Source organism: Mesorhizobium montanum, from assembly GCF_033977145.1.
GTDB classification, from domain to species: Bacteria; Pseudomonadota; Alphaproteobacteria; order Rhizobiales; family Rhizobiaceae; genus Mesorhizobium; species Mesorhizobium montanum.
Map to the genome: position 1 here is coordinate 153,481 of NZ_JAVIJF010000014.1, position 23,671 is coordinate 177,151.

Consider the following 23,671-nt stretch of genomic DNA (forward strand, 5'->3'; position numbering starts at 1 on the left):
AGGCCCTTTGCTGAACAGGCCATCGACAAGCGGAAGGGCGAATGGCGACCACGCAACTGGAACAGCCGAAAGGGGGCGGCCCCGGCGATCTCGCGATGCGAACGCTGAGGGCGATGCCGCGCGCCTGGAACCGGTTCTGGCGCCTGGTCGCGCTCTACATGCCGAAGCGGCTCTACGCTCGCTCGCTGATCATCGTCATCGCGCCGATGATCCTTTTGCAGTCGGTGGTCGCCTTCGTCTTCATGGAGCGCCATTGGCAGACGGTCACCCAGCGCCTGTCGCAGGCGACGATCGCAGACATCGCCGCCATCATCGACATGATGGAGACCTATCCGCACGACGCCGACTACGCCAACGTCATCCGCATCGCCCAGGACCGCATGCAGCTCAAGGTCGATCTGCTGCCGCCCGATCCATTGCCGCCCCCGGGGCCGAAGCCGTTCTTCTCCATCCTCGACACTGCGCTGTCGTCGGAGATCACCAGGCAGATCAACCGCCCGTTCTGGATCGACACCGTCGGCAACTCCAACGTCGTCGAGGTTCGCGTCCAGCTGGAAGGCAAGGTGCTGCGCGTTTTCGTGCGGCGCAGCCAGGCATACGCCTCCAACACCCACATCTTCCTGATCTGGATGGTCGGCACTTCGCTGGTTCTGTTGATGATCGCCGTTCCTTTCCTGCGCAACCAGATAAGACCGATCTTGACGCTCGCCGAAGCCGCCGAGAGTTTTGGCAAGGGCCGGCCGATGCCGCGCGATTTCCGCCCGCGCGGGGCTGAGGAAGTCCGTCGCGCCGGCTTCGCCTTCATCCAGATGCGTGAGCGTATCGAGCGCCAGATCGAGCAGCGCACCGCCATGCTGACCGGCGTCAGCCACGATCTCAGGACCATTCTCACCCGCTTCAAGCTGCAGCTGGCGCTGGCCGGCGGCAAGTCCGAGACCAAGGCAGCCCTCAACCAGGACATCGACGACATGCAGTCGATGCTGGAAGGCTATCTCTCCTTTGCCCGTGGCGAGGCCGCGGAGGACACCGGCCGCTTCGATCTCGAGACCTATTTCCAGAAGCTCGGCGAGGAAGCGCGGTTGCGCCGCTGCGCGCTCACGACGACGCTGACCGGCGATCCGACCGTGCATGTGCGGCCGAACGCCTTTGCCCGTTTGCTTTCGAACGTCATCGGCAATGCTTTCCGTTATGCCAAGACCGTCGAGGTCCACGCCAATCACGGCCGCGGGTCGCTCACCGTCACCATCGACGATGACGGCCCGGGCATCGCTGCCGACAAGCGTGAAGAGGTGTTCAAGCCTTTCCTGCGGCTCGACGAGGCGCGCAACCTCGACGCCAGCGGCACCGGGCTTGGCCTGTCGATCGCCCGCGACATCGCCCGCAGCCACGGCGGCGACATCAACCTCGAGGACAGTCCGCTCGGCGGCCTGCGCGCGGTGATCAAGGTGCCCGCCTAGCCAGAGCATGATGCCGAACCGGAGGTCGGCGCGGCAAAAAGTGGAAGCCGGGTTTTGCTTTCGCTGACCTGCGGTTCGGACAAGATCATGCTCGATCAAAAACAGCTTCATCCGCCCGTCATGAAATCATGGTCAAGAGCGCGCATGAAGCGCGCGATCCTTGTTGATTCGGCCCTGCCGCCCCGCTTCGATCCAGCCCCTGCCCGGGTGCGCTGGAGCGAGGCGCGAGTTGCTGCCTGGCTGCCGTTCCGGCACCGCGCCGGCGCGCTCAGGACCTATTGCGGCAAAGGGCCGTCATGCGCATCGGGATCGCCATACGTATCGGGATCGCCATGCGTATCGGGATCGCCATGCGTATCATGATGGTCACCGACGCCTGGCGGCCGCAGGTCAACGGGGTGGTGCACACGCTGGAACGCCTCACCGAGGCGCTGAAGCCCTTCGACGTCGAGCTCGATTTCCTGACGCCGAGCCTGTTTCGCACCTTGCCGATGCCGACCTACCCCGACATCCGCCTCGCCCTGACGGCGCCGGCCCATGTCGCGCGCCTGATCGAGGCCGCCAAGGCCGACCATATCCACATCGTCACCGAGGGTCCGCTCGGCATCATGGCGCGCCGCTATTGCCGCAGGATCGGTCGCCCCTTCACCACCAGCTACCACACGCGCTTTCCCGAATATCTCAGCGCCCGCCTGCCGGTGCCGGAGAGCTGGGCCTATAACTGGCTACGCGACTTCCACAATTCCGGACAGGGCACGCTGGTGGCGACGCAATCGCTGGCTGACGATCTTGCGGCGCGCGGCTTCACCAAGCTGAGGCCCTGGACACGCGGCGTCGACACCAACCATTTCCGACCGGACAAGCGCAAGGAAACCGAATTCCCGCGCCCGGTTTTCTTATGCGTCGGCCGCGTTGCGATCGAAAAGAACCTGGCCGCTTTCCTCGACCTCGACCTGCCCGGCAGCAAGATCCTCGTCGGCGAAGGACCGGAATTGGCCAAGCTCAAGGCGCGCTATCCGAAGGCGTATTTCCTCGGTCACCGTCCGAACGACGAGCTGGCCGAGATCTACGCATCGGCCGATGTCTTCGTCTTCCCGAGCCGCACCGATACTTTCGGCAACGTCATCATCGAAGCACTGGCCAGTGGAACGCCGGTCGCCGCCTATCCGGTGACCGGACCGATCGACATCGTCGGGGACGGTGTCGGCGGAGCGGTGTCCAACGATCTGCGCGAGGCCGCGCTGAAGGCGCTTCAGGTCGATCGTGCCGAAGCGCGCCAGCGCGCGATGCGCTACAGTTGGCAGGCCTGCGCCGAAATGTTCCTCGACGTGGTCGACGAAGCGCTGGGGATGCCGCGCAAGCGCACAGATCAGGATGTTGTAGCGTCCGGCCGACCGAGGCTGGCCCTAGAATAAGCGCCCGCCGTCGGGCACGTTGCGCTCGATGGCGCCGAGCACCACGGCACCCTCTTCGTCCGGAAAGCCGAGCGTCAGCACTTCCGACATGAACGGACCGATCTGGCGTGGCGGGAAATTGACCACCGCAAAGACCTGCCGGCCGATCAGCGTTTCCGGCGTGTAGTACTTGGTGATCTGCGCCGATGACTTCTTCACCCCGATGGCCGGGCCGAAATCGATCTTCAGCTTGATTGCCGGCTTGCGCGCCTCCGGAAACGGCTCGGCCTCGACGATCGTGCCGGCACGGATGTCGACACGGTCGAAATCGGCAAAGCCGATCTCGGGCTTGCGCTCGCTGCTCGAACTCATCGGTAAATATGCTCAGGCGTTTCCATGGGTTTCAAAGAGCACGCTGGACAGCGCATCCTTGGCCGAAGTGCCCGACCAGACGACGAACTGGAAAGCCTGGAAATAGCATTCGCAGGCTTCGAGCGCCGATGACAAAAGCACCTCGACCTGCTGGCTCGACGGCTCGACCCCGCCTGCAAGCAGCAGCGACTGCCTGAACATGATAGCGCCCTCCTGCTCCCAGAGATCGAAATGGCCGAACAGCATCTGCTCGTTGATCAGTGAAAGCAGACGCATCACTTCCAGGGCCCGCGTCTCCGGCACCTTGATGTCGAAGGCACAGGCCAGGTGCAGCGCCTCGAAATCCTCCATCCAGGAGAAGGAGACATGATAGTCGGTCCAGCTGCCTGCGACCGAAATAGAAATCTCGTCGTCGCCGGCGCGCTCGAAAGACCAGTCATTGTTGTGGGCCACCTGCTCGATGACATCCACCGGGTGGATTTCGCGGGAGAATTCGAGTTCGAGGAGTTCCATGAATGCTTCCTGTGTTCAGGGGAGCGCCACACGCTCCGCGGGGCACACACGACGAACAATCTTGTCTAGAACTCGGACGGTCAGGACTTTCCAACGCAAAGACCCCAACCGGACCCCACCGCCCGGCGCATGACCCTGCTTCGAATCATGCAACAAATTCAGTCTATTGATCGGGAGTCGCGTGAACAGCCCAATTTTTCGCACTGCGTCATTCGCATGTGGAAAGCTGCTGTCACAAAGATTCATGCAATGCCGGTAAACGATTCACGGCAAAGCGATTTTTCGGATCGCGCTATGTGGAAAAGTTTAATGATTATTTTTTTGCACGGGGCTTTGCGGCACCCGCAGGTGCGGCCTGTCCCGTCAGTTCGGCGAGCCTGGCCTCGAGCGCCTCGATGCGCGTCGCCAACTGGATGTTGTCTTCCCGCGCCTTGACCGCCATCTCGCGCACGGCCTCGAATTCTTCGCGCTGCACCACATCCATGGAATTCAGCATACGCTCGGCCTGCGCCCGGAACGCCGTCTCCACTTCGCGTCGCACGCCCTGCGCGGCACCTGCGGCATCGGTCATGATCTTGGCGAATTCGTCGAGAATGCGGTTCGGTCCGGTCGACATGGCAGATCCTCGCTTGGTCGTTTTGACGTAGTGGCGCGCGGCGCGGAATGCAAGCGAAGCCTTGCCTTGACCCCGCCAAAACCCTGCCGCATGGTCCGCGCCCAATCGTGACCGTCACCGGGGAGACCCTGTTTGAGCGAATATTTCCTGCTGCCGCTGGCCTCCCTGCCCTTCCCCAACATCGACCCGGTCATCCTCCATATCGGGCCGCTGGCGGTGCATTGGTATGGCGTCGGTTATATCGTCGGCATCCTCTTTGCCTGGTGGTACGCTAAGCGTCTCGTCATCGACCCCCGCCTCTGGCCGGACGGAAACCTGCCGATGAAAACCGAGGACCTCGACGATTTCATCGTCTGGGCGGCGATCGGCGTCGTGCTCGGCGGGCGCACCGGCTATGTGCTCTTCTACGACCTGCCGCGCTACATCGCGCATCCGCTCGACATCTTCGCCGTCTGGCAGGGCGGCATGTCGTTTCACGGCGGCTTGCTTGGCGTGATCCTCGCCATGACGCTGTTCTCGCTCAAGCGCCGCATTCCTACCTGGACGCTGTTCGACGTGGTCTCGGCCGGCGTGCCGGTTGGGCTCGGCCTGGTGCGTGTCGCCAACTTTGTCAATTCGGAGCTTTGGGGCCGGCCTTCGAACGTGCCCTGGGCGATTGAATTCCCTAATGGCGGCCCATTCACCCGCCATCCCAGCCAGCTCTACGAGGCCCTGCTCGAAGGCCTTGTTCTCTTCCTGGTATTGCGCTTCCTCACCCATTCGCGGCTCAAGCTGAAGGCGCCGCGCTTCGTCGGCGGCGCCTTCATCTGCGGCTACGGCCTGTCGCGCATCTTCGTCGAGTTCTTCCGCGAGCCCGACCAGCAGCTCGGCTATCTGCTCTATACGAACTGGCTGACCATGGGCATGATCCTGTCCACGCCGATGGTGCTCGCCGGCATCTGGGCCATGGCGACGGCAAAGCCGGCGCCACAGCCGCAGGCGGCGTGATGAGCCTGCTGAAGGAGCGCATCGTTGGCCTGATCGGCGCGACGGGGCCGATCCCGGTCAGCGAATTTATGGCGCTCTGCCTGTTCGATCCCGACGCCGGCTATTACACGACGCGCGAGCCGTTTGGCTCCGCCGGCGACTTCGTCACCGCACCCGAGATCAGCCAGATGTTCGGCGAGCTTGTCGCCGTCTGGCTGTACCGTGCATGGCAGGGCGCCGGCCGGCCTCTACCCGCGACCTTTGCCGAGATAGGACCGGGTCGCGGCACGCTGATGAAGGACATGCTGCGCACCTGGTCGCGGCTGGATCCCGCGCTCGTCGCGGGCGCCTCCTTTGCCATGATCGAGACCAGCCCACGCCTGGCCAAGATCCAGGAACAGACGCTTGCCGGGCAAAGCGCGGTACTTGCCTGGCACCAAACCATCGACACGCTGCCGCCGCAGCCGCTCTTCATCGTCGGCAATGAGCTGTTCGACGCGGTGCCGATCCGGCAGTTCGTTTACGCCGGCTCGGGCTGGCGCGAGCGCGTGGTCGGTCTCGATGGCGCCGACGAGCTGCACTTCTTCGCTGGTGCGGGATCTGTCGACACTGCGCTGCTGCCGACTGCGGCGGCCGATGCACCGCAAGGCGCCATCGCCGAGGTGGCGCCCGCCCGTTCGGCGCTGATGTCGGCGATCGCCGCGCGAATTGCCGCCCATGGCGGCGCTGGCCTCTTCATCGACTACGGCCACCTGCAGCCGGGTTTCGGCGACACCTTCCAGGCGCTGCGCCGGCATCAGCGCGAAGACGTGCTGGCCAATCCAGGTGAAGCCGATCTCACCGCCCATGTCGATTTTGCCCCCCTTGCCGAAATGGCTCGCGCTCACGGCCTCGATGTGCACTTGTCGACCCAGGGCGAATTCCTGCTCGGCATGGGCCTGCTCGAGCGTGCCGGCACGCTGGGCGCCGATGCCGATGACAAGGCACGTCAAACCATTTCGGACGCGGTCGAACGCCTCGCCGGTCCCGGCGCGATGGGTGAGCTGTTCAAGGTGATGAAGATCCTGCCGGCGGCGAGAGCCGCCTGAGGTTGGCGGGCGGTCCTGCCGCCTGGTCCTGCTTGTCGTCCGAACTTCGCCTTGACGAAACCGCCTCGCACGGACGACAAACCCAACCATGCTGAATCAGACCAGGCCCGATCCAGTACGCTCGCCGCGCCTTGAAAAGGCGCAAGGCATACGCCACGGCTATTTCACCCGCATCGGCGGCGTCTCCGATGGTATCTATCGGGGGCTCAACATCGGCACGGGTTCCAGCGACGATCAAACACTGGTCGCCGAGAACCGGCGGCGCGTTGCCGACTGGATGGGCGTGCCGGCGGATCATCTGCTGACCGCGCACCAGATCCACTCGCCGGACGTCGTCGTCGCCAGGGAACCTTTCGCGGGCCCTCGCCCGAAAGCCGACGCCATCGTCACCGACCGTGCGGGCATCGCCATCGGCGCCTCGACCGCCGATTGCGGGCCGGTTCTCTTCGCCGATGCCGAGGCTCGCGTCATTGGTGCCGCCCATGCCGGCTGGAAGGGTGCCTTCACCGGTGTGCTCGAAAACACCGTCACCGCGATGGAAAGCCTAGGCGCCAGCCGGGACCGCATCGTCGCCGTGCTTGGTCCCTCCATCGGACCCGACAACTACGAAGTCGGGCCGGAGTTCGTCGCCCGCTTCTTCGAGGCCGATGCCGGCAATCGACGTTATTTCAGGCCATCGAAGGCTGCTGGCCACTCGATGTTCGACCTCAACCAATATACGGTCGACCGGCTGCGCAAGGCCGGCGTGACCGCCGAGGGCCTTGGCCGCTGCACCTATGAGGAAGAAGACCTTTTCTATTCCTACCGGCGCACCACACACCGCAAGGAAGCGGATTACGGGCGCCAGGTTTCGGCAATCGTTTTGGAGAATGAGTAATGGCGCTGCATTTCGAACGGTCGGAATTCGACGCGCGGCGAGACCGGCTGCTGATCGAGATGGCCGACAAGAAGCTCGACGCCGTGCTGTTGTTCGCCCAGGAGAGTATGTACTGGCTCACCGGTTACGACACGTTCGGCTTCTGCTTCTTCCAGTGCCTGGTGGTGAAGGCCGACGGCTCGATGGTGCTGCTCACCCGTTCCGCCGATCTCAGGCAGGCGCGCCATACCTCGACCATCGAGAACATCGTGCTGTGGACCGACCGCCAGGGCGCCAATCCGGCGATCGATCTGCGCAACCTGCTCAACGACCTCGATCTGCTCGGCGCCCGCATCGGCGTCGAATATGACACCCATGGCCTGACCGCTTACAATGGCCGCCGCATGGACGAGCAGTTGCAGACCTTCGGCCAGATCGCCGATGCTTCCGGCATCGTCGGCCGGCTGCGCCTGTTCAAGAGCCCGGCCGAGGTCGCCAAGGCGGAAAAAGCCGCCAATCTTGCCGATGACGCGCTGGATGCGGCGCTGCCGCTGATCAAGCAGGGCGGCGACGAAGGGAACATCCTCGCCGCCATGCAGGGCGCGGTCTTTGCCGGCGGCGGCGACTATCCCGCCAACGAGTACATCATCGGCTCCGGCGCCGATGCCCTGCTCTGCCGCTATAAGGCCGGCCGCCGCAAGCTCACCAAGAACGACCAGCTGACGCTGGAATGGGCCGGCGTCTTCCATCACTATCATGCCCCGATGATGCGCACCGTTCTGACCGGTAAGGTGTCGAAGCGCCACCAGGAACTGTTCGACGCTTCCCGTGCCGCCCTGCTCGCGGTCGAAAAGGCGATGATGCCGGGCAACACCTTCGGTGATGTCTTCGACGCGCACGCCCGCACGCTCGAGGCCCACAATCTGACCAAGCACCGGCTCAATGCCTGCGGCTATTCGGTCGGCGCCCGCTTCACGCCGTCTTGGATGGACATGCCGATGTTCTACCAGGGCAATCCGGAGCCGATCGCACCCAATATGACGCTGTTCGCGCATATGATCATCATGGACTCCGAAACCGAGACCGCGATGACCCTTGGCCGCACCTACCTCACCACGGAATCGGCGCCGAAGCCGCTGTCGCGCCATGATCTCGACTTGATCGTACAGTGAATCCATAATGGTTGGTTCATGCGGGGGCGTTCGCCAGTAAGGAGTTTTCAGGCAGATGAGACGATCGCAGGTGACGACCGTGTCATTGCTTGCGGTGTTGGCGCTTGGCGCCTGCACCAACGCCAAGGACGTTCTGGAACCTTCGGCGATTACTCCGCCGGCAAGCTCGGCCCAGTCTTTGCCTGCCACGCAGAGTACATCATCGGCCGCCACGTCTCCGACCACGACCGCGCCGGCCCCTTCGACCGCCCCTCCGACAGCGGCGGCGTCCGCGACCCCCGCCACGTCGACCCAGACCGCCGTCCTCGCCAGGACGCGGCTGCAGGTGGCGCCGATCGTCGGCGCCTCCGTGGAGGTCGCCGCACCCTTGACGGCGGAACTGCAGGCACGCGCCAGGCAGCGCGGCGTGACGCTCGTCGGCAGCACGGACCAGACGGCGACGCATGTGCTGAAAGGCTATTTTTCGACGATGTCAGAGGGCAAGGACACGACCGTCATCTATGTCTGGGACATTTACGACCCCTCCGGAAATCGCCTGCACCGCATCAATGGCCAGCAGAAGGCGCCCTCCGTCGGCAGCGGTGAGGGCTGGCCCACGGTGGCGCCCGCGACCATGCAGGCCATTGCCGACCAGACGATCGACCAGTTCGCCGCATGGCTCGGTAGCGGCGGCGCCGGCTGACCGAACCGGTCCCGGCCGAACTGTTGCCGGCTTGCGATGTTTTCAACGTTTGTTGCGGTCGCCGGACGGTTTCCCCACAACGAGGCTTGCAATACCGGCGCGGACCGCTAAAAGCCCCGCATAAAAGGCTCATGAGAGTCTCTTCGGTCTCTCCATCCTTCACCAGGAACGGTGCATGAAGCTTTTCGCGGGCAATTCCAACCGGGTGCTGGCCGAAGCGGTCGCTCGCTATCTCAACATCCCGCTGGGAAAAGCCAGCGTCAGGCGCTTCGCCGATCAGGAAATCTTCGTCGAGATCCAGGAAAACGTGCGCGGCGAGGACGTCTTCATCCTCCAGTCGACCTCTTATCCGACCAACGACCACCTGATGGAACTGCTGATCATGATGGACGCCTTCATGCGCTCGTCGGCGCGGCGCATTACGGCGGTCATCCCCTATTTCGGCTATGCCAGGCAGGACCGCCGCGCATCGGGGCGCACGCCGATCTCGGCCAAGCTCGTCGCCAACATGATCACCCGCGCCGGTGCCGACCGCGTGCTGACGCTGGACCTGCATGCCGGCCAGATCCAGGGCTTCTTCGACATCCCGACCGACAACCTGTTCTCGGTGCCGGTGATGGCCCGCGACGTGAAGGCGAAATACAAGCAGCTCGGCAACGTCGTCGTCGTGTCGCCCGACATCGGCGGCGTGGTGCGGGCGCGCGCGCTGGCCAAGCGCTTCGACGCGCAACTGGCTATCGTCGACAAGCGCCGCGAGCGCCCCGGCGAATCGGAAGTCATGAACATCATCGGCGCCGTCGCCGGCAAGGACTGCCTGTTGATCGACGACATCGTCGATTCCGGCGGCACGCTTTGCAATGCGGCCGACGCGCTGCTCGCCAATGGCGCGACCTCCGTCACCGCCTACATAACCCATGGCGTGCTCTCCGGCGGCGCCGTTGCCCGCATCGCCGGCTCGAAGCTGCAGGAGCTGGTGATCACCGATTCCATCCAGCCGAGCCAGGCCGTGCTCGACGCGCCGAACATCCGCGTCATTTCGATCGCCGACCTGTTGGGCGAAGCGATTTCGCGCACGGCAACGGAAGAATCAGTGTCGAGCCTGTTCGACTAATTACCGGCAGGCGCATAGCGCAGCAGCGTCACACCTTGCGTAAGGCGCTCCGTGCCGAGCGGTGTCAACGCCAGCGACAAGCCGGACTGGAAATACGGCTTACCGCCGCCCAACACGACCGGATGCATATAGAGCCGGTACTCATCGATCAGCCCTGCGCGCGCGAGATGACCGGCAAGCTCTGCGCCGGAGACGGAAATCTCGCCATCCGTTTCCGCCTTGAGCGACCTTGCCATCGCCTCGACATCGCCCTTCACCAAACGGGCATTCGGCCCGACCTCTCGAAGCGTGGTCGAAACCACGATCTTCGGCGTTTCGCGCCAGGCGCGGGCAAAATCCCGCTCGACCTCTTCAGCGGCAATCTCCCGTTCCGGGCTGTCCCAGAAGCGCATGGTTTCATACATCCTGCGCCCGCAGAGCGCGATCGATGTCCGCCGCATCTCGTCGTTGAAATGCTGATGCAATTCTTCTTCCGGAATCGGCAGGTCGATGTCTCCGCCCGGCCCGGCAATGTAGCCATCCAGCGATGTCAGCATGGCATAAACGATCGTCGCCATACGGGTTCCTTCGAATTTGCCTTTCCGAAAAAAGAGCACAACTGATTGCAAGTTGCAATCACCGTTCGGCAAAGAACCTCGACTGAGAGCCGACGCTTCGGCTCAATGCCGATGGCGCGGTTTCACGCGGCGATCGGACCGCCTGTGCGCCGCGGGTTCTCACCGGCATCGCGCGCGCCGCGCATATAGCCGCGCGGCGAGGTGCCGAGCATGCGCTTGAACATGGTGATGAAGGCCGGCACGCTGTCATAGCCGAGATCCAGCGCCACCCTGGTGATCGCCTCGCCGTCGGCGAGCCTGGGCAGTGCCGCGAACAGGCACGCCTGCTGACGCCAGGTCGACAGCGACAGCCCCGTCTGGCGATGGAAGGCGCGGGTGAAGGAGCGCCGGCTCATGCCCGCGGCATCCGCCCATTCGTCGATCGTGGCATGTGGCGAAGGCGCCGCCACGAAGCGCCGGCAGAGCGCCGCGAGCTTCGGATCGGACGGGAAAGGCAGGCCGAGCGGCCGTTCCGGCAGGTTCGGGATCTCGTGCAGCAAAAGCCCCATGACAAGTGCTGCGCGCCCTTCGAGCTCGCCGCCCTGCGGCAGCTTCTCCGATTCGACGATCAGGCTGTGCATCAGCTCGGTGATGCCGACGACGCGCAAACCTTCCGGCAGCCCGGCAATGGCGTCCAGCATGACATAGACCGAGCGCATCGAGACGTCGCCCAGCATCTCGACCGAGTGCTCGGTGCCGGCCGGTATCCACATCGCATGGTCGGGCGGCACCATCCAGCGCCCGTGCTTCGTCGTCACCAGCACCACGCCGACCAGCGCGTGCAGCAGCTGGCTGCGGCTGTGGCGGTGCCGCGGCACGTGATAGCCGTCCGGATATTCCGTCGGCAGCGCGACCGCCGGCCCGACGGCCTGTTCCAGCCACTGCCAGCGGCTTTCATGCAGCCGGCTGAGCTCGGCGGCGTCGCCCCTGAACATTTCCCGGTTATTCGGCACTGATGTGGCCCACTTGCGAAACTATTGGACCAAACCACGAAAGAAGTCGCTTGGCAACAGGCCTATAAGGCGGCCTGCGGTTCGCCGCCAAGAGACTACGGAGCATTTGCCTTGACTGATACGACCGCCATCTCCGTCGCCCCACCGGCGCCGGCTAGCAACATCTCGGCGCAAGCGACGGCCTTCACCGTCATTCTTGCGGTGAGCTTCTGCCACTGTGTCAACGACATCATGCAGTCGCTGCTTTCGGCGATCTATCCGCTGCTCAAGGAGAATTACGGTCTCGATTTCTGGCAGATTGGCCTTCTGACCTTCACCTTCCAGGTGACGGCCTCGCTGCTGCAGCCGGTGATCGGCATGGTGACCGACAAGCGACCGATGCCCTATTCCTTGCCCTGGGGGATGGCCTCGTCGCTGGTCGGCCTGGTGGTGCTCGCGCATGCAGGCCATTACTGGCTGCTTCTGATCGGCGCCTCGCTGATCGGCATCGGCTCGGCGATTTTCCATCCGGAATCCTCGCGCATCGCCCGCATTGCCTCGGGCGGCCGCTTCGGCCTCGCGCAGTCGCTGTTCCAGGTCGGCGGCAATTTTGGCCAGGCCATGGGGCCGCTGCTCGCCGCCTTCATCGTCGTGCCGTTCGGCCAGACCAGCATCTCGTGGTTCACCGCCGGCTCGCTGATCGGCATTGTCGTTCTTTGGCAGGTCGGCGGCTGGTACAGCCGGCTGCGCGCCTCGATGGCCACGCGCAAGCAGGCTGCCCACGTGTCGCCCTTCCCGCGCAAGAAGGTCATGTGGGCATTGGCCGTGTTGACGTTGCTGGTGCTGACCAAGAATGCCTATATCGCCTCGCTCTCCAGCTACTTCACCTTCTACGCCATGCATAAGTTCGGCGTTTCGGTGCAGATGAGCCAAGTGATGCTGTTCCTGTTCCTCGGCGCTTCGGCGCTGGGCATCCTGCTCGGCGGGCCGTTCGGCGACCGCTATGGCCAAAAGGCGATGATCTGGTTCTCGATCGTCGGCGTGCTGCCGTTCACGCTGGCGCTGCCCTACGCCAATCTGGAATGGACGATGGTGCTCACCGTGCTGATCGGCCTGATCCTGTCGTCGGCCTTCTCCAACATCGTCGTCTTCGCGCAGGAGCTCGTTCCGGGCCGCGTCGGCATGATCGCCGGCATTTTCTTCGGCTTCGCCTTCGGCATGGGCGGCATCGCCGCAGCCGTGCTCGGCGTCGTCGCCGACATCAAGGGCATCGACTTTGTCTACCAGATCTGCTCCTACCTGCCCTTCCTTGGCCTGTTGACGGTGTTCCTGCCGAACATGAAGGAAGCGCGGAAGGCCTGAGCGGGTGCGACACGCTGAAGGCCGCCTCTCACCGAACATGGAGCAGGCACCCGCCTTCCAGGCGGGTGCTTCGTCTTGTTTTGGCGACCAGCTTCAGGCCTTGAAGAAGGCCAGCAGGTCGGCGTTGATGACATCCGCATGGGTCGTTGCCATGCCGTGCGGGAAGCCCTTGTAGACCTTGAGCTCGCCCTTCTTGAGCAGCTTGATCGAAAGCAGCGCGGAATCCGCGATCGGCACGATCTGGTCGTCGTCGCCATGCATCACCAGCACCGGCACGTCGATCTTCTTCAGGTCTTCGGTGAAGTCGGTTTCCGAGAAGGCCTTGATGCAGTCGTAATGCGCCTTGGCGCCGCCCATCATGCCCTGGCGCCACCAATTGTCGATGACGCCTTCGGAAACCTGGGCGCCTGGACGATTGAAGCCGTAGAACGGACCAGCCGGAACATCGCGGAAGAACTGGGTCCGGTTGGCCGCCAGCGCCGCGCGAAAGCCGTCGAACACTTCTATCGGCAGGCCGCCGGGATTGGCATCGGTCTTGAGCATGATCGGCGGCACCGCCCCGATCAGCACCGCCTTGGCGACGCGGCCTTCGCCGCCATATTGCGCGACATAGCGCGCCACTTCGCCGCCGCCGGTCGAATGACCGACATGGATGGCGTCCTTGAGGTCGAGATGCGCGGCGAGCGCCGCGACATCGGCCGCGTAGGTGTCCATCTCATTGCCGGTGTCGGTCTGGCTGGAACGGCCATGACCGCGGCGATCATGGGCGATGACGCGGTAACCTTGTGCCAGGAAGAACAGCATCTGTGCATCCCAGTCGTCGCTGCTCAGCGGCCAGCCATGGTGGAAGACGATCGGCTGGCCGGTGCCCCAGTCCTTGTAGAAGATCTGGGTGCCATCCTTGGTGGTGATCGTGCCGCTGCCCGAGCCTGACTTGGTCTGCGAGGTCATCTCAATCTCCTTCTGTTGATACCACGATAAACAATATCGCGATAACTATGTTCCTAACGGAGCTTTGGACCTCTGTCCACCAAAACATGTATCGCGATATCATTTTTCGTGGTAGACAATAAATGCTCAGTCGGCAAAAGGAATGCGCCGTGCCTCTCCCGTTGGACAATCAGCTCTGCTTCACGCTCTATGCCACCAGTATGGCGATCAACCGCACCTACAAGCCAATGCTGGACGAGATGGAGATCACCTATCCGCAATATCTCGTGCTCAATGCGCTGGGAGAGGCGGACGGCATGTCGGTGGGCAGCATCGCGCACCGGCTCGCCCTGGAATCGAGCACCATCACGCCGCTGGTGAAGCGAATGGAACAGGCCGGCCTTGTCACCCGCCAGCGCAGCCAGACTGACGAGCGTCAGGTGCAGGTCGATCTGACCTCCGCCGGACGAACTCTGCTCGTCCAATGCAATTGCCTGAACGAGACCCTGGTCGAGCGCTCAGGCATGAAGCTGGCTGAACTCGATGCCCTGAACCGGCAAATCCAAAAATTGCGCGATGCGCTGAACGGCAGCTAGGTGGTCGACGCCGCCTAAGGTTTTCGAGATCAGGCCGAGTTGGAGTCAGGCGCCAAGCGGCCAGACAAGGCGCGTTCCGAGAACCGGAGCGGAACGTGCCCTTGGACTTCAAAAGCGAAGGGATGGTGAGATTGAGTTTGCGCCACGACGCCGTTGGTTGGTTCAGCGGATGCGGGTCACGCCTCGATCCTGACAGGCGGCAGTTGCGGCGCTTCCAGCCCCTCGAACGGGTCGCGCCAGGCGTCGATCGCCTCGAGCCGGCCATGCCAGCGTCGGATCGATGGGTAGTCGTCGAGCGGCAATCCGGCGACGTCGTTGAAGGGCAGGAACGTCGCCATGCGAAAGTCGGCATAGGAGATGGAGTTGCCGACCAGCCACTCCCGTTTGGAAAGCTCGGCCTCGAGGACCGCCGCGGCTCCATGGAACTGCCTCAGCCCCTCATCGACCAGCGCCTGATCGATCGGACCGATCCCATAGCGCTGCTTGGTCCCGCGCTCGAAATGCACCATGTCGCAAGCGAAGACGAACCGTTCCTTGCCCCAGCTTATCCAGCGGATCATGTCCGGCTCCTCGTCACCGGTGCGCCAGAAATCCGAATGTGTCTCGCGCGACAGCCGGCAGGCGATGGCGTCGGTCTCCCACAGGCTCCATCCCGGGCCGACCAGGATCGGCAAGGTCAGATTGGGGTTTAAAGCGCGATAGCGCTCGGCCTGCCCTGGCGCCATGGGCGATGCGAACTCGAACGCGACCTCCGCTTTGAGATACCGCGCCGTGGCGACCGCGAGGCGAGGGTTGGGATTGCGGCTGAACAGAAGTTTCATGTCGGGTCCCCATGGGTTTGGTTACATGCCGCAGGACGACTGAAATCTGCCCGATCCTACATTCGTCACAAACGGGATTTTCGGCTTATGCTTTCGGCACTGCAAACCCACCCTGCAAGCCTTCAAGCTCAACCGCTTGCGCCCTCGCCCGCCTTCCGCTATAGAGCCGCCACCCGCGTAGACACCCTTGGAGGCAACGCGGAGGAAGGCCGGCCAGGCCTGCTAGATCCCCAGACGCATTTGGATCGCCAAACGCATCGGACAGATCGTGCAAGGCCGCGACGGCTTTCGACGTTTACGGCTGGCTTCTGCTTGCCGCAAGCGCTCCATAACACGCGAAAGGAAATGCCATGAGCCACGATGCTTATGAGCTTAAAGCCGAAGCGCGCGAACAGGTCGGTAAGGGGTCCGCCCGTGCAGTTCGTCGCAACGGTAAAGTGCCTGCAGTTATTTACGGCGACAAGCAGCCTCCCCTGGCGATTGCGCTCAACTACAAGGACCTCTTCTACAAGATCCATGGCGGCGGGTTCCTGACCACGATCGCCACGATCGATGTCGACGGCAAGAAGATCCAGGTCCTGCCGAAGGATTTCCAGCTCGACCCGGTCAAGGATTTTCCTGTCCATGTCGACTTCCTGCGCATCGGCAAGGACACCCAGGTCAATGTCGACGTGCCTGTCCACTTCATCAATGAGGACAAGTCGCCCGGCATCAAGCGCGGCGGCGTGCTCAACATCGTTCGCCACGAAGTCGAGTTCCACTGCCCGGCCAATGCGATCCCGGAATTCATCACCGTCGATCTCACCGGCGCCGACATCGGCGATTCGATCCACATCTCGGCGGTCAAGCTGCCGGCCGGCGTCAAGCCGGTCATCTCCGATCGCGACTTCACCATCGCGACCGTTGCCGGCTCGTCGGCAATGAAGCCGGAGACGGAAGCGACCGCCGAAGAGGCTGAGACCGAAGCGGCTGCCCCGGCGGCCGAAGAGAAGTAATTTCTCCGAGCCGGATGAATTCATCCGGCTCTAAATCAAAGAAATAGAGCATGATGTCGTCCGAAAACCGCCTCACACTTTTCGGCATCATGCTCTAAGTCCGGAGGCGGCGATGCTTGTCTTTGCAGGCCTCGGCAATCCGGGCGCGAAATACGAAAACAACCGGCACAATGTCGGCTTCATGGCGGCGGACGCGATTGCCCGCCGCCATTCCTTTTCGCCCTGGTCGAGAAAATTCCAGGGCCTGATTTCGGAAGGCACGCTTGGCGGCGAGAAGACCCTGCTGATCAAGCCGCAGACCTTCATGAACCTGTCCGGACAATCGGTCGGCGAAGCGTTGCGCTTCTACAAGCTCGAACCTTCAGCGCTCACCGTTTTCTATGACGAGATCGACCTTGCCGCCGGCAAGCTCAGGGTCAAGGTGGGCGGCGGCTCCGGCGGCCATAACGGCATCCGCTCGCTCGACCAGCATGTCGGCAACGCCTATCGCCGGGTGCGCATCGGTGTCGGCCATCCCGGTGTGAAGGAAATGGTGCACGGCCACGTGCTTGGCGATTTCGCCAAGGCCGATCGCGAATGGCTCGATGTCCTGCTCGATGCCATCGCCGACGGCGCCGGTTTGTTGGCAAAGGGCGACGACAGCTCGTTCATGAACCGCGTCACGCTGACCTTGCGCGACAAGCTCGTGCCGACCGGCGATGACGACCGCCCGCCCCCAAAGGCGCCCAAGCAGCAAAGCCACGTCCGCCAGGCGCGCCCTCAGCAGCCGGCGGTTAAAGCTCCTGAAAGCGGCCCGATGGCCGCTATGCTGAAGAAGTTGTTCGGCGGCAAGGACTGAGCTTTGACAGGATCCGAGTCGAGGACTTGACGATCGTGCGCCCTTTCGCCCATAGCCTCACCAAAATCGAATTCCCGATAGGACCGTAAAGACATGGGTTTCAAATGTGGCATCGTTGGCTTGCCCAACGTCGGCAAGTCGACGCTGTTCAACGCATTGACCAGGACGGCCGCCGCGCAGGCCGCCAACTATCCTTTCTGCACCATCGAGCCGAACACCGGCGAAGTGGCGGTGCCGGATCAGCGTTTGCAGAAGATCGCGGCGATCGGCAAGTCGAAGGAGATCATCCCGACCCGCATCTCCTTCGTCGACATTGCCGGCCTGGTGCGCGGCGCCTCCAAGGGCGAAGGGCTCGGCAACCAGTTCCTCGCCAACATCCGCGAGGTGGACGCCATCGTGCATGTGCTGCGCTGCTTCGAGGATGACGACATCACCCATGTCGAAGGCCGCATCGATCCCGTCGCCGACGCCGAGACCGTCGAGACCGAGCTGATGCTCGCCGACCTCGAAAGCCTCGAGCGCCGGATCGCTCAGTTCCGCAAGCGCGCCGCCGTCAAGGACAAGGAAGCGATGGCCGTCCTGCCGATGATGGAGGCGGCACTCGAGCTGCTGCAGGCCGGCAAGCCGACACGCGTGCTGCTCAACGGCATCGCGCCCGAGGACCTGCGCATCCTGCAGGGACTGAACCTGCTCACTTCGCATCCCGTTCTCTATGTCTGCAACGTCGCCGAGGCCGATGCCGCGACTGGCAACGAGCACACCAGGGCGGTGGAGAAGATGGCTGCCGCGCAGGGCGCCAGCACCGTGGTGATCTCGGCCGCGATCGAGGCGGAAGTCGCCCAGTTGTCCGACGAGGAGGAGATGGAGTTCCTCGCGACCCTCGGTCTCGACGAGCCGGGCCTCAACAAGGTGATCCGCGCCGGCTACGAACTGTTGCATCTCATCACCTATTTCACCGTCGGACCGAAGGAGACGCGCGCCTGGACCGTGCACAAGGGCGATAAGGCGCCGCAGGCGGCCGGCGTCATCCACACCGACTTCGAGCGCGGCTTCATCCGCGCCCAGACCATCGCCTATAACGATTTCGTCACGCTGGGCGGCGAAGTGGCGGCCAAGGAAGCCGGCAAGGCGCGCGACGAAGGCAAGGAATATGTCGTCCAGGACGGCGACATCATGCTGTTCAAGTTCAACACCTGATCTCCAGGGAGACCCGGCGATGATCAAGGCCTTCGTCGTGGACAATGATCGGCTGCGCCTCACCGAGGATCTCGCGGCGGACGGTGATAGGGTGGTATGGGCCGACCTTTTCAACCCGACCAAGGAGGAAGAGGCGCGCATCGAGAGCTGGCTGGGCATTGCCATTCCGACCCGCGAGGAGATGGAGGAGATCGAGATATCGAGCCGCCTCTATATCGAGGACGGCGGCTACTTCATGACCGCCGTTCTGCCCGCGCAGACCGAGGCCGACGATCCCTTGATGGCGCCGGTGACCTTCGTGCTTGCCGGCAGCCGGCTGATCACCATCCGCTATCACGAACCAAAGGCCTTCAAGACTTTCCCGCTGCGCGCCGAAAAGGTGGCGACCGGCTGCACCAGCAGCGACACCATCCTGATCGGTCTTCTCGAAGCGGTCGTCGATCGCCTGGCCGACATTCTCGAGCGCGCCGGCCGCGACGTGGAAGTGATCTCGCGCGACATCTTCGAGGCGCGTTCGACCAAAGCCTCGAAGCGCAACCGCGATTTCCAGGAGCTGTTGAAAGCCATCGGCCGCAAGGAGGACATCGCTTCCTCGGTCCGCGACAGCCTGATCTCGTTGCAGCGCCTGGCCGGCTTTCTCGCCCATGTCGCGGCCCAGACCAAGATGAGCAAGGATGTGCGCGCCCGCATCAAGACGCTGTCGCGCGATGTGCTCTCGCTCGCGGACCACGCCACCTTCCTGTCGCAGAAGATCTCCTTCCTGCTCGATGCCACGCTCGGCATGATCTCGATCGAGCAGAACGCCATCATCAAGATCTTCTCGGTCGCCGCCGTCATCTTCCTGCCGCCGACGCTGGTCGCCTCGATCTACGGCATGAATTTCGACATCATCCCCGAGCTCAAATGGGAGTTCGGCTATCCCTTCGCCATCGGCCTGATGGTGGTCTCGGCGATCCTGCCCTTCTGGTATTTCCGCCGCCGCGGCTGGCTCTAGCAATTCCAGGAAAAGTGCGCAGCGGTTTTCCGTCCGGAATTGCATGAAGACAAAAACCAGGTGCCGTTGGCAATCCTGCCAAAGCTGGGAAACGGCTGGCTTACCAGAAAGGGCTTGACCAAATCGCCGTTGGCCGGCATCCGGGGTGCCCGACCTGAGGGATCACACATACGTCAACCGGATTGCCGACATGACCGGAAAGACTTGGGCTTTTGAGGATTTCGTCGAGGGCGCCTCGCTCGACCTCGGTAGCAAGGACGTAAGCGCGGCCGAAATCATCGAATTCGCCGGCGAGTTCGACCCGCAGCCGATGCATCTCGACGAGGAAGCCGGCAAGGCAAGCATCCTCGGCGGGCTTTCGGCTTCGGGCTGGCACACCTGCGCGATGTTCATGCGCATGCTGTGCGATGCCTTCCTGCTCGACTCGACCTCGCAAGGCTCGCCCGGCATCGAGCATGTGAAATGGAAGAAGCCGGTGCTGGCCGGAGATACCCTGCGCGGCACGGTCACGGTCCTGTCCAAGCGCCAGTCCAAATCGCGGCCCCAGCTCGGCTTGATCACCATGCGCAGCGAGCTCGTCAACCAGCGCGGCGAGAGCGTCTTCGAGCTGGAGAATACCGGTATGTTCCTCGCGCGTGATGCCGCACAGGGCCAATCATGACACTCGACGAATATTTTCTGATCGGCGAAACCGTCACGCTCGGCTCGCACAAGTTCGAAGCAGACGAGATCAAGGCCTTCGCCCGCAAATACGATCCGCAGGTCTTCCATGTCGATGAAGAGGCGGCGAAGAAGAGCGTGCTGGGCGGGCTCTGCGCCTCGGGCTGGCACACCGCCGCCACCTGGATGAAATACAACCTCGAAAAGCGCATGGAGACCGAGGGCGTTCGCTGGACCGGCCCCGGCCCGCAGCCCGAATTCGGCCCCTCGCCCGGCTTCCGCAACCTCAAATGGCTGAAGCCGGTCTACGCCGGCGAGACGGTGACCTTCACCCGCACCGCGCTCGCCCACCGCCCGCTTGCCGGGCGTCCGGGATGGAACCTGCTCACGTTGCGCTCGGAAGGTTTTGATTCGACCAGAGACAAGGTCATCGAGTTCGACAGCGCCGTGCTGGTGAAGGTGGAGTAGTGAATGGTAAATATTGAATAGTGAGTAGTGAGTAGTTTGGCGTAGATAAATTCGACGCTCGTCATCGAATGCCTATCTTCACTACTCACTACTCACTACTCACTACTCACTACTCACTACTCACTACTCACTACTCACTACTCACTACTCACTACTCACTACTCACTAATGCCCCTCGTACCCGATCAGCGTCCGCACAGGCACGCCGAGCGCTTCGAGCTTCTTGCGGCCGCCGAGATCCGGCAGGTCGATGACGAAGCAGGCGGCGACGATGTCGGCGCCGATCTGCCTGAGCAGTTTCACCGCCGCTTCGGCCGTTCCGCCGGTGGCGATCAGGTCGTCGACCACGATCACCTTTTCGCCCAGCGCGACGCCGTCCTTGTGCATCTCCATCTCGTCCAGACCGTATTCGAGGCTGTAGGCTACCCGCACCGTTTCATAAGGTAGTTTGCCCTTCTTGCGGATCGGCACGAAGCCGGCCGAAAGCTGGTGCGCCACGGCGCCGCCGAGAATGAAGCCGCGCGCCTCGATGCCGGCGATTTTGTCGATCTTCAGCCCGGCATAGGGATGGACCAGCTCGTCGATGGCACGGCGGAAGGCGCGCGCATCGCCAAGCAGCGTGGTGATGTCGCGAAACAGGATACCGGGCCGGGGGTAATCCGGAATGGTGCGGATGGCCGCAAGCAGCGTGTCTTCGAGGGAGGATTTCATGGGCGGTTGATCCGTTGCCGCACAGTTTTGCCGGCAAGCGGCCGAAAAGAAAAGGGCGCCTTTCGGCGCCCCTGCACTTTTCTGGAAGCCAGACGCCTCAGTGCGCCACGTCGGCCCACACCTTGCGCTTGGTCATGTAAACCAAGGCGCCGAATATCAGCAGGAACGCCAGCACGTTGAAGCCGGTATGCTTGCGCGCCTCCATATGCGGCTCGGCCGCCCATGCCAGGAAGGCCGCCACGTCGCGGGCATACTGGTCGACGGTCTGCGGCGCGCCGTCGTCATAGGTCACCTGGCCGTCGGAGAGCGGCTTGGGCATCTTCAGCGACACGCTGGACATGAAGTACGGATTGTAGTGCGTGCCTTCCGGGATGACCATGCCGGCCGGCGGGGTCTGGTCATAGCCCGTCAGCAGCGAATGGATGTAGTCGGGGCCGCCGGCGTCATACTGGGTGAAGATATCGAAGACGAACTGCGGAAAGCCGCGCTCGACGCCGCGCGCCTTGGCCAGCAGCGACATGTCGGGCGGCGCTGCGCCGCCATTCGAGGCAGCGGCGGCTTCCTCATTGGCGAACGGCGCCGGGAAATGGTCGGACGGCTTGCCAGGACGGTCGAACATGTCGCCGGCATCGTTGGGGCCGTCATGGATCGTGTAGGTCGCCGCCAGCGACTTGATCTGGGCGTCGGAATAGCCAAGGTCCGACAAGGTGCGGAACGCCACCAGGTTCATCGAATGGCACGCAGAGCAGACTTCCTTGTAGACCTTCAGGCCGCGCTGCAGCTGGCCCTTGTCATAGGTGCCGAACGGCCCGGAGAAGCTCCAGCTCATTTCCTTTGGCTCGTCGATCGGGAAATGCGTCGGCGCGGCGGCATTGTGCGCTTCTTCGGCTGCAATCGCCTGAGTGCCGGCAGCCCCGGTGCCGGCGGCCACGAGGCCGATCAGGGCCAGCGAGGTGAGAATCTTCTTCATGCCAAATCCCCTTAGATTCTCTACCGCTCAGCCCTTGGTCTGCGGCGCGGCCGTGGCGCCTGCCGGATGTCCGCTGCCGCCCTTGTTCTTTTCCAGCACCGCTTCGGTGATGGAGTTCGGCAGCCTGCGCGGCGTCTCGATCAGGCCGAGCACCGGCATGATGACCAAGAAGAAGGCGAAGTAGAACAGCGTCGCAGCTTGAGCGTAGCCAACGTAGTTGCCCACGACCTCACCTGTAAGGAGGCCCAACAGACCGCCGCCTTCCGCCGGCTGCGAGCCCAGCCAGCCCAGCAGGATGGCGTCGGCCACGAACAGCCAGAAGAACAGCTTGTACCATGGCCTGTAGACCGCCGAGCGCACCTTGGAGGTATCGAGCCAGGGCACCAAGAACAGCATGGCGATGGCGCCGAACATGCACAGCACGCCGCCGAGCTTGGAGTTGATCGGCCCGACGTTGAAGGTGATGGCGCGCAGGATCGCGTAGAACGGCAGGAAGTACCATTCCGGAACGATATGGGCCGGCGTCTTCAGCGGGTTGGCGACGGTGTAGTTGTCCGGGTGGCCGAGATAGTTCGGCAGGTAGAAGACGAAATAGGCGAAGATGAACAGGAACACGATCATGCCGAACGCGTCTTTGATGGTCGCGTAGGGCGTGAAGGCGACGGTGTCGGTCTTCGACTTGACCTCGATGCCGGTCGGGTTCGACTGGCCGACGACATGCAGCGCCCAGATATGCAGCACGACGACGCCGGCGATCATGAACGGCAAAAGGTAATGCAGCGCGAAGAAGCGGTTCAGCGTCGGATCGTCGACGGCGAAGCCGCCGAGCAGCAGCTGCTGGATCCAGTTGCCGACCAGCGGGATGGCGCTGAAGAAGCCGGTGATGACGGTGGCGCCCCAGAAGCTCATCTGCCCCCAGGGCAGCACATAGCCCATGAAGCCGGTCGCCATCATCAGCAGATAGATGATGCAGCCGAGGATCCACAGCAACTCACGCGGCGCCTTGTAAGAGCCGTAGAACAGGCCGCGGAAGATGTGGATGTAGACGGCGACGAAGAAGAACGAAGCGCCGTTGGAATGGAGATAGCGCAAGAGCCATCCCGAATTCACGTCGCGCATGATCTTCTCGACCGAATCGAAGGCGAGTGTCGTGTCGGCCGCATAGTGCATCGCCAGCACGATGCCGGTCAGGATCTGCGCGACCAGCATGATCGCCAGGATGCCGCCGAACGTCCACATGTAGTTGAGGTTGCGCGGCACCGGATAGGCGACGAAGCTGTCATAGATCATCCGCGGCAGCGGCATGCGGGCGTCGAACCAGCGCTCGATACCGGTCTTGGGCGTATAGGTCGAGTGTCCCTCGCTCATCGAAAT

The 23,671-nt window shown here is 63.1% G+C and carries 26 protein-coding genes; 16 read left to right on the forward strand and 10 right to left on the reverse strand.

The features are described 5' to 3' along the window. Positions 1-41: 41 nt before the first annotated feature. Positions 42-1,457 (forward strand): ATP-binding protein, encoded by a 1,416-nt coding sequence (locus RFM68_RS20015; RefSeq protein WP_320234725.1) that lies wholly within the window; start codon positions 42-44, stop codon positions 1,455-1,457. 350 nt (positions 1,458-1,807) lie between these two features. Continuing rightward, complete coding sequence (locus RFM68_RS20020; protein ID WP_320234777.1) at positions 1,808-2,872, forward strand: glycosyltransferase family 4 protein; 1,065 nt, start codon at positions 1,808-1,810, stop codon at positions 2,870-2,872. Here the strand turns inward: RFM68_RS20020 and RFM68_RS20025 are convergent. The 3 genes from RFM68_RS20025 to RFM68_RS20035 all read right to left on the reverse strand — a co-directional run bounded on the left by RFM68_RS20025 (position 2,864) and on the right by RFM68_RS20035 (position 4,352). Beyond that, a complete protein-coding gene (locus RFM68_RS20025) occupies positions 2,864-3,223 on the reverse strand; it encodes a tRNA-binding protein (RefSeq protein WP_320234726.1) in 360 nt (119 codons plus the stop codon). The genes RFM68_RS20020 and RFM68_RS20025 overlap by 9 nt on opposite strands. 12 nt (positions 3,224-3,235) lie before the next feature. Then, positions 3,236-3,736, reverse strand: a complete 501-nt coding sequence (locus RFM68_RS20030) for a type III secretion system chaperone family protein (protein WP_040989643.1) — start codon at positions 3,734-3,736, stop codon at positions 3,236-3,238. A 313-nt stretch (positions 3,737-4,049) separates the two neighbouring features. After that, entirely contained in the window at positions 4,050-4,352 is a 303-nt protein-coding gene (locus RFM68_RS20035) for an accessory factor UbiK family protein (protein ID WP_320234727.1), read from the reverse strand. 132 nt (positions 4,353-4,484) lie between these two features. On the opposite strand from RFM68_RS20035, the gene lgt reads away from it, so the two are divergent. From lgt to RFM68_RS20065, 6 genes are all read left to right on the forward strand, one after another. Further along, entirely contained in the window at positions 4,485-5,339 is an 855-nt protein-coding gene (gene lgt / locus RFM68_RS20040; protein ID WP_320234728.1) for a prolipoprotein diacylglyceryl transferase, read from the forward strand. Continuing rightward, complete coding sequence (locus tag RFM68_RS20045; protein ID WP_320234729.1) at positions 5,339-6,406, forward strand: class I SAM-dependent methyltransferase; 1,068 nt, start codon at positions 5,339-5,341, stop codon at positions 6,404-6,406. Before lgt ends, RFM68_RS20045 begins: the two co-directional genes overlap by 1 nt. 88 nt (positions 6,407-6,494) lie before the next feature. Then, the gene (gene pgeF / locus RFM68_RS20050) at positions 6,495-7,283 is read left to right on the forward strand and encodes a peptidoglycan editing factor PgeF (protein WP_320234730.1); all 789 of its coding nucleotides are present in this window, start codon (positions 6,495-6,497) and stop codon (positions 7,281-7,283) included. Continuing rightward, positions 7,283-8,434: a M24 family metallopeptidase gene (locus RFM68_RS20055; protein ID WP_320234731.1), complete on the forward strand. Its 1,152-nt coding sequence runs from the start codon at positions 7,283-7,285 to the stop codon at positions 8,432-8,434. Before pgeF ends, RFM68_RS20055 begins: the two co-directional genes overlap by 1 nt. Positions 8,435-8,489: 55 nt before the next feature. Further along, on the forward strand, positions 8,490-9,116 hold the full coding sequence (locus RFM68_RS20060) for a hypothetical protein (protein ID WP_320234732.1): 627 nt from the start codon (positions 8,490-8,492) through the stop codon (positions 9,114-9,116). A gap of 175 nt (positions 9,117-9,291) precedes the next feature. Beyond that, a complete protein-coding gene (locus RFM68_RS20065) occupies positions 9,292-10,227 on the forward strand; it encodes a ribose-phosphate pyrophosphokinase (RefSeq protein ID WP_320234733.1) in 936 nt (311 codons plus the stop codon). On the opposite strand, the gene RFM68_RS20070 is transcribed toward RFM68_RS20065, so the two are convergent. Next, positions 10,224-10,784 carry a dihydrofolate reductase family protein gene (locus tag RFM68_RS20070; RefSeq protein WP_320234734.1) on the reverse strand — a complete coding sequence of 187 codons (561 nt, stop codon included), beginning with the start codon at positions 10,782-10,784 and terminating at the stop codon, positions 10,224-10,226. The genes RFM68_RS20065 and RFM68_RS20070 overlap by 4 nt on opposite strands. A gap of 122 nt (positions 10,785-10,906) precedes the next feature. After that, positions 10,907-11,776, reverse strand: coding sequence for an AraC family transcriptional regulator (locus RFM68_RS20075; RefSeq protein ID WP_320234735.1), 870 nt, complete (start codon positions 11,774-11,776; stop codon positions 10,907-10,909). A gap of 111 nt (positions 11,777-11,887) precedes the next feature. Here RFM68_RS20075 and RFM68_RS20080 point away from each other — a divergent pair, with 111 nt between their 5' ends. Continuing rightward, positions 11,888-13,117, forward strand: a complete 1,230-nt coding sequence (locus tag RFM68_RS20080) for an MFS transporter (RefSeq protein WP_320234736.1) — start codon at positions 11,888-11,890, stop codon at positions 13,115-13,117. Positions 13,118-13,210: 93 nt separating this feature from the next. Here the strand turns inward: RFM68_RS20080 and RFM68_RS20085 are convergent, their stop codons facing one another. Beyond that, positions 13,211-14,068 carry an alpha/beta fold hydrolase gene (locus tag RFM68_RS20085; protein ID WP_320234737.1) on the reverse strand — a complete coding sequence of 286 codons (858 nt, stop codon included), beginning with the start codon at positions 14,066-14,068 and terminating at the stop codon, positions 13,211-13,213. 149 nt (positions 14,069-14,217) lie between these two features. Here RFM68_RS20085 and RFM68_RS20090 point away from each other — a divergent pair, with 149 nt between their 5' ends. Beyond that, positions 14,218-14,643 carry a MarR family winged helix-turn-helix transcriptional regulator gene (locus RFM68_RS20090; protein WP_320234738.1) on the forward strand — a complete coding sequence of 142 codons (426 nt, stop codon included), beginning with the start codon at positions 14,218-14,220 and terminating at the stop codon, positions 14,641-14,643. Positions 14,644-14,819: 176 nt separating this feature from the next. Here RFM68_RS20090 and RFM68_RS20095 read toward each other — a convergent pair whose 3' ends face one another. Then, a complete protein-coding gene (locus tag RFM68_RS20095; RefSeq protein WP_320234739.1) occupies positions 14,820-15,464 on the reverse strand; it encodes a glutathione S-transferase family protein in 645 nt (214 codons plus the stop codon). 350 nt (positions 15,465-15,814) lie between these two features. On the opposite strand from RFM68_RS20095, the gene RFM68_RS20100 reads away from it, so the two are divergent. From RFM68_RS20100 to RFM68_RS20125, 6 genes are all read left to right on the forward strand, one after another. Continuing rightward, positions 15,815-16,459: a 50S ribosomal protein L25/general stress protein Ctc gene (locus RFM68_RS20100; protein WP_320234740.1), complete on the forward strand. Its 645-nt coding sequence runs from the start codon at positions 15,815-15,817 to the stop codon at positions 16,457-16,459. Between the two features lie 112 nt (positions 16,460-16,571). Beyond that, positions 16,572-17,297 carry an aminoacyl-tRNA hydrolase gene (gene pth / locus RFM68_RS20105; protein ID WP_320234741.1) on the forward strand — a complete coding sequence of 242 codons (726 nt, stop codon included), beginning with the start codon at positions 16,572-16,574 and terminating at the stop codon, positions 17,295-17,297. A gap of 93 nt (positions 17,298-17,390) precedes the next feature. Continuing rightward, a complete protein-coding gene (gene ychF, locus RFM68_RS20110; protein ID WP_320234742.1) occupies positions 17,391-18,494 on the forward strand; it encodes a redox-regulated ATPase YchF in 1,104 nt (367 codons plus the stop codon). A 19-nt stretch (positions 18,495-18,513) separates the two neighbouring features. Further along, positions 18,514-19,488, forward strand: a complete 975-nt coding sequence (gene corA / locus RFM68_RS20115) for a magnesium/cobalt transporter CorA (protein ID WP_320234743.1) — start codon at positions 18,514-18,516, stop codon at positions 19,486-19,488. Between the two features lie 190 nt (positions 19,489-19,678). Then, positions 19,679-20,149, forward strand: coding sequence for a MaoC family dehydratase (locus tag RFM68_RS20120; protein ID WP_320234744.1), 471 nt, complete (start codon positions 19,679-19,681; stop codon positions 20,147-20,149). Further along, positions 20,146-20,616 carry a MaoC family dehydratase gene (locus RFM68_RS20125; protein WP_320234745.1) on the forward strand — a complete coding sequence of 157 codons (471 nt, stop codon included), beginning with the start codon at positions 20,146-20,148 and terminating at the stop codon, positions 20,614-20,616. The genes RFM68_RS20120 and RFM68_RS20125 overlap by 4 nt, the downstream gene beginning before the upstream one ends. Before the next feature lie 165 nt (positions 20,617-20,781). On the opposite strand, the gene RFM68_RS20130 is transcribed toward RFM68_RS20125, so the two are convergent. From RFM68_RS20130 to RFM68_RS20140, 3 genes are all read right to left on the reverse strand, one after another. Next, on the reverse strand, positions 20,782-21,327 hold the full coding sequence (locus RFM68_RS20130; protein ID WP_320234746.1) for an adenine phosphoribosyltransferase: 546 nt from the start codon (positions 21,325-21,327) through the stop codon (positions 20,782-20,784). Between the two features lie 97 nt (positions 21,328-21,424). Further along, positions 21,425-22,297: a cytochrome c1 gene (locus RFM68_RS20135; RefSeq protein ID WP_320234747.1), complete on the reverse strand. Its 873-nt coding sequence runs from the start codon at positions 22,295-22,297 to the stop codon at positions 21,425-21,427. 27 nt (positions 22,298-22,324) lie between these two features. Continuing rightward, positions 22,325-23,665, reverse strand: coding sequence for a cytochrome b (locus RFM68_RS20140; RefSeq protein ID WP_320234748.1), 1,341 nt, complete (start codon positions 23,663-23,665; stop codon positions 22,325-22,327). Between the last annotated feature and the right edge of the window lie 6 nt (positions 23,666-23,671).

Bases quoted from the DNA above. Each gene is read 5' to 3' on its own strand.
- RFM68_RS20100 (WP_320234740.1), top strand. From the start codon at position 15,815: ATGAGCCACGATGCTTATGAGCTTAAAGCCGAAGCGCGCGAACAGGTC.
- ychF (WP_320234742.1), top strand. From the start codon at position 17,391: ATGGGTTTCAAATGTGGCATCGTTGGCTTGCCCAACGTCGGCAAGTCG.
- RFM68_RS20045 (WP_320234729.1), top strand. From the start codon at position 5,339: ATGAGCCTGCTGAAGGAGCGCATCGTTGGCCTGATCGGCGCGACGGGG.
- RFM68_RS20015 (WP_320234725.1), top strand. From the start codon at position 42: ATGGCGACCACGCAACTGGAACAGCCGAAAGGGGGCGGCCCCGGCGAT.
- RFM68_RS20030 (WP_040989643.1), bottom strand. From the start codon at position 3,736: ATGGAACTCCTCGAACTCGAATTCTCCCGCGAAATCCACCCGGTGGAT.
- RFM68_RS20120 (WP_320234744.1), top strand. From the start codon at position 19,679: ATGACCGGAAAGACTTGGGCTTTTGAGGATTTCGTCGAGGGCGCCTCG.
- RFM68_RS20025 (WP_320234726.1), bottom strand. From the start codon at position 3,223: ATGAGTTCGAGCAGCGAGCGCAAGCCCGAGATCGGCTTTGCCGATTTC.
- RFM68_RS20125 (WP_320234745.1), top strand. From the start codon at position 20,146: ATGACACTCGACGAATATTTTCTGATCGGCGAAACCGTCACGCTCGGC.
- RFM68_RS20140 (WP_320234748.1), bottom strand. From the start codon at position 23,665: ATGAGCGAGGGACACTCGACCTATACGCCCAAGACCGGTATCGAGCGC.
- RFM68_RS20035 (WP_320234727.1), bottom strand. From the start codon at position 4,352: ATGTCGACCGGACCGAACCGCATTCTCGACGAATTCGCCAAGATCATG.
- RFM68_RS20135 (WP_320234747.1), bottom strand. From the start codon at position 22,297: ATGAAGAAGATTCTCACCTCGCTGGCCCTGATCGGCCTCGTGGCCGCC.
- RFM68_RS20070 (WP_320234734.1), bottom strand. From the start codon at position 10,784: ATGGCGACGATCGTTTATGCCATGCTGACATCGCTGGATGGCTACATT.
- RFM68_RS20085 (WP_320234737.1), bottom strand. From the start codon at position 14,068: ATGACCTCGCAGACCAAGTCAGGCTCGGGCAGCGGCACGATCACCACC.
- RFM68_RS20095 (WP_320234739.1), bottom strand. From the start codon at position 15,464: ATGAAACTTCTGTTCAGCCGCAATCCCAACCCTCGCCTCGCGGTCGCC.
- pth (WP_320234741.1), top strand. From the start codon at position 16,572: ATGCTTGTCTTTGCAGGCCTCGGCAATCCGGGCGCGAAATACGAAAAC.
- corA (WP_320234743.1), top strand. From the start codon at position 18,514: ATGATCAAGGCCTTCGTCGTGGACAATGATCGGCTGCGCCTCACCGAG.
- RFM68_RS20130 (WP_320234746.1), bottom strand. From the start codon at position 21,327: ATGAAATCCTCCCTCGAAGACACGCTGCTTGCGGCCATCCGCACCATT.
- RFM68_RS20055 (WP_320234731.1), top strand. From the start codon at position 7,283: ATGGCGCTGCATTTCGAACGGTCGGAATTCGACGCGCGGCGAGACCGG.
- RFM68_RS20065 (WP_320234733.1), top strand. From the start codon at position 9,292: ATGAAGCTTTTCGCGGGCAATTCCAACCGGGTGCTGGCCGAAGCGGTC.
- RFM68_RS20060 (WP_320234732.1), top strand. From the start codon at position 8,490: ATGAGACGATCGCAGGTGACGACCGTGTCATTGCTTGCGGTGTTGGCG.
- pgeF (WP_320234730.1), top strand. From the start codon at position 6,495: ATGCTGAATCAGACCAGGCCCGATCCAGTACGCTCGCCGCGCCTTGAA.
- RFM68_RS20020 (WP_320234777.1), top strand. From the start codon at position 1,808: ATGCGTATCATGATGGTCACCGACGCCTGGCGGCCGCAGGTCAACGGG.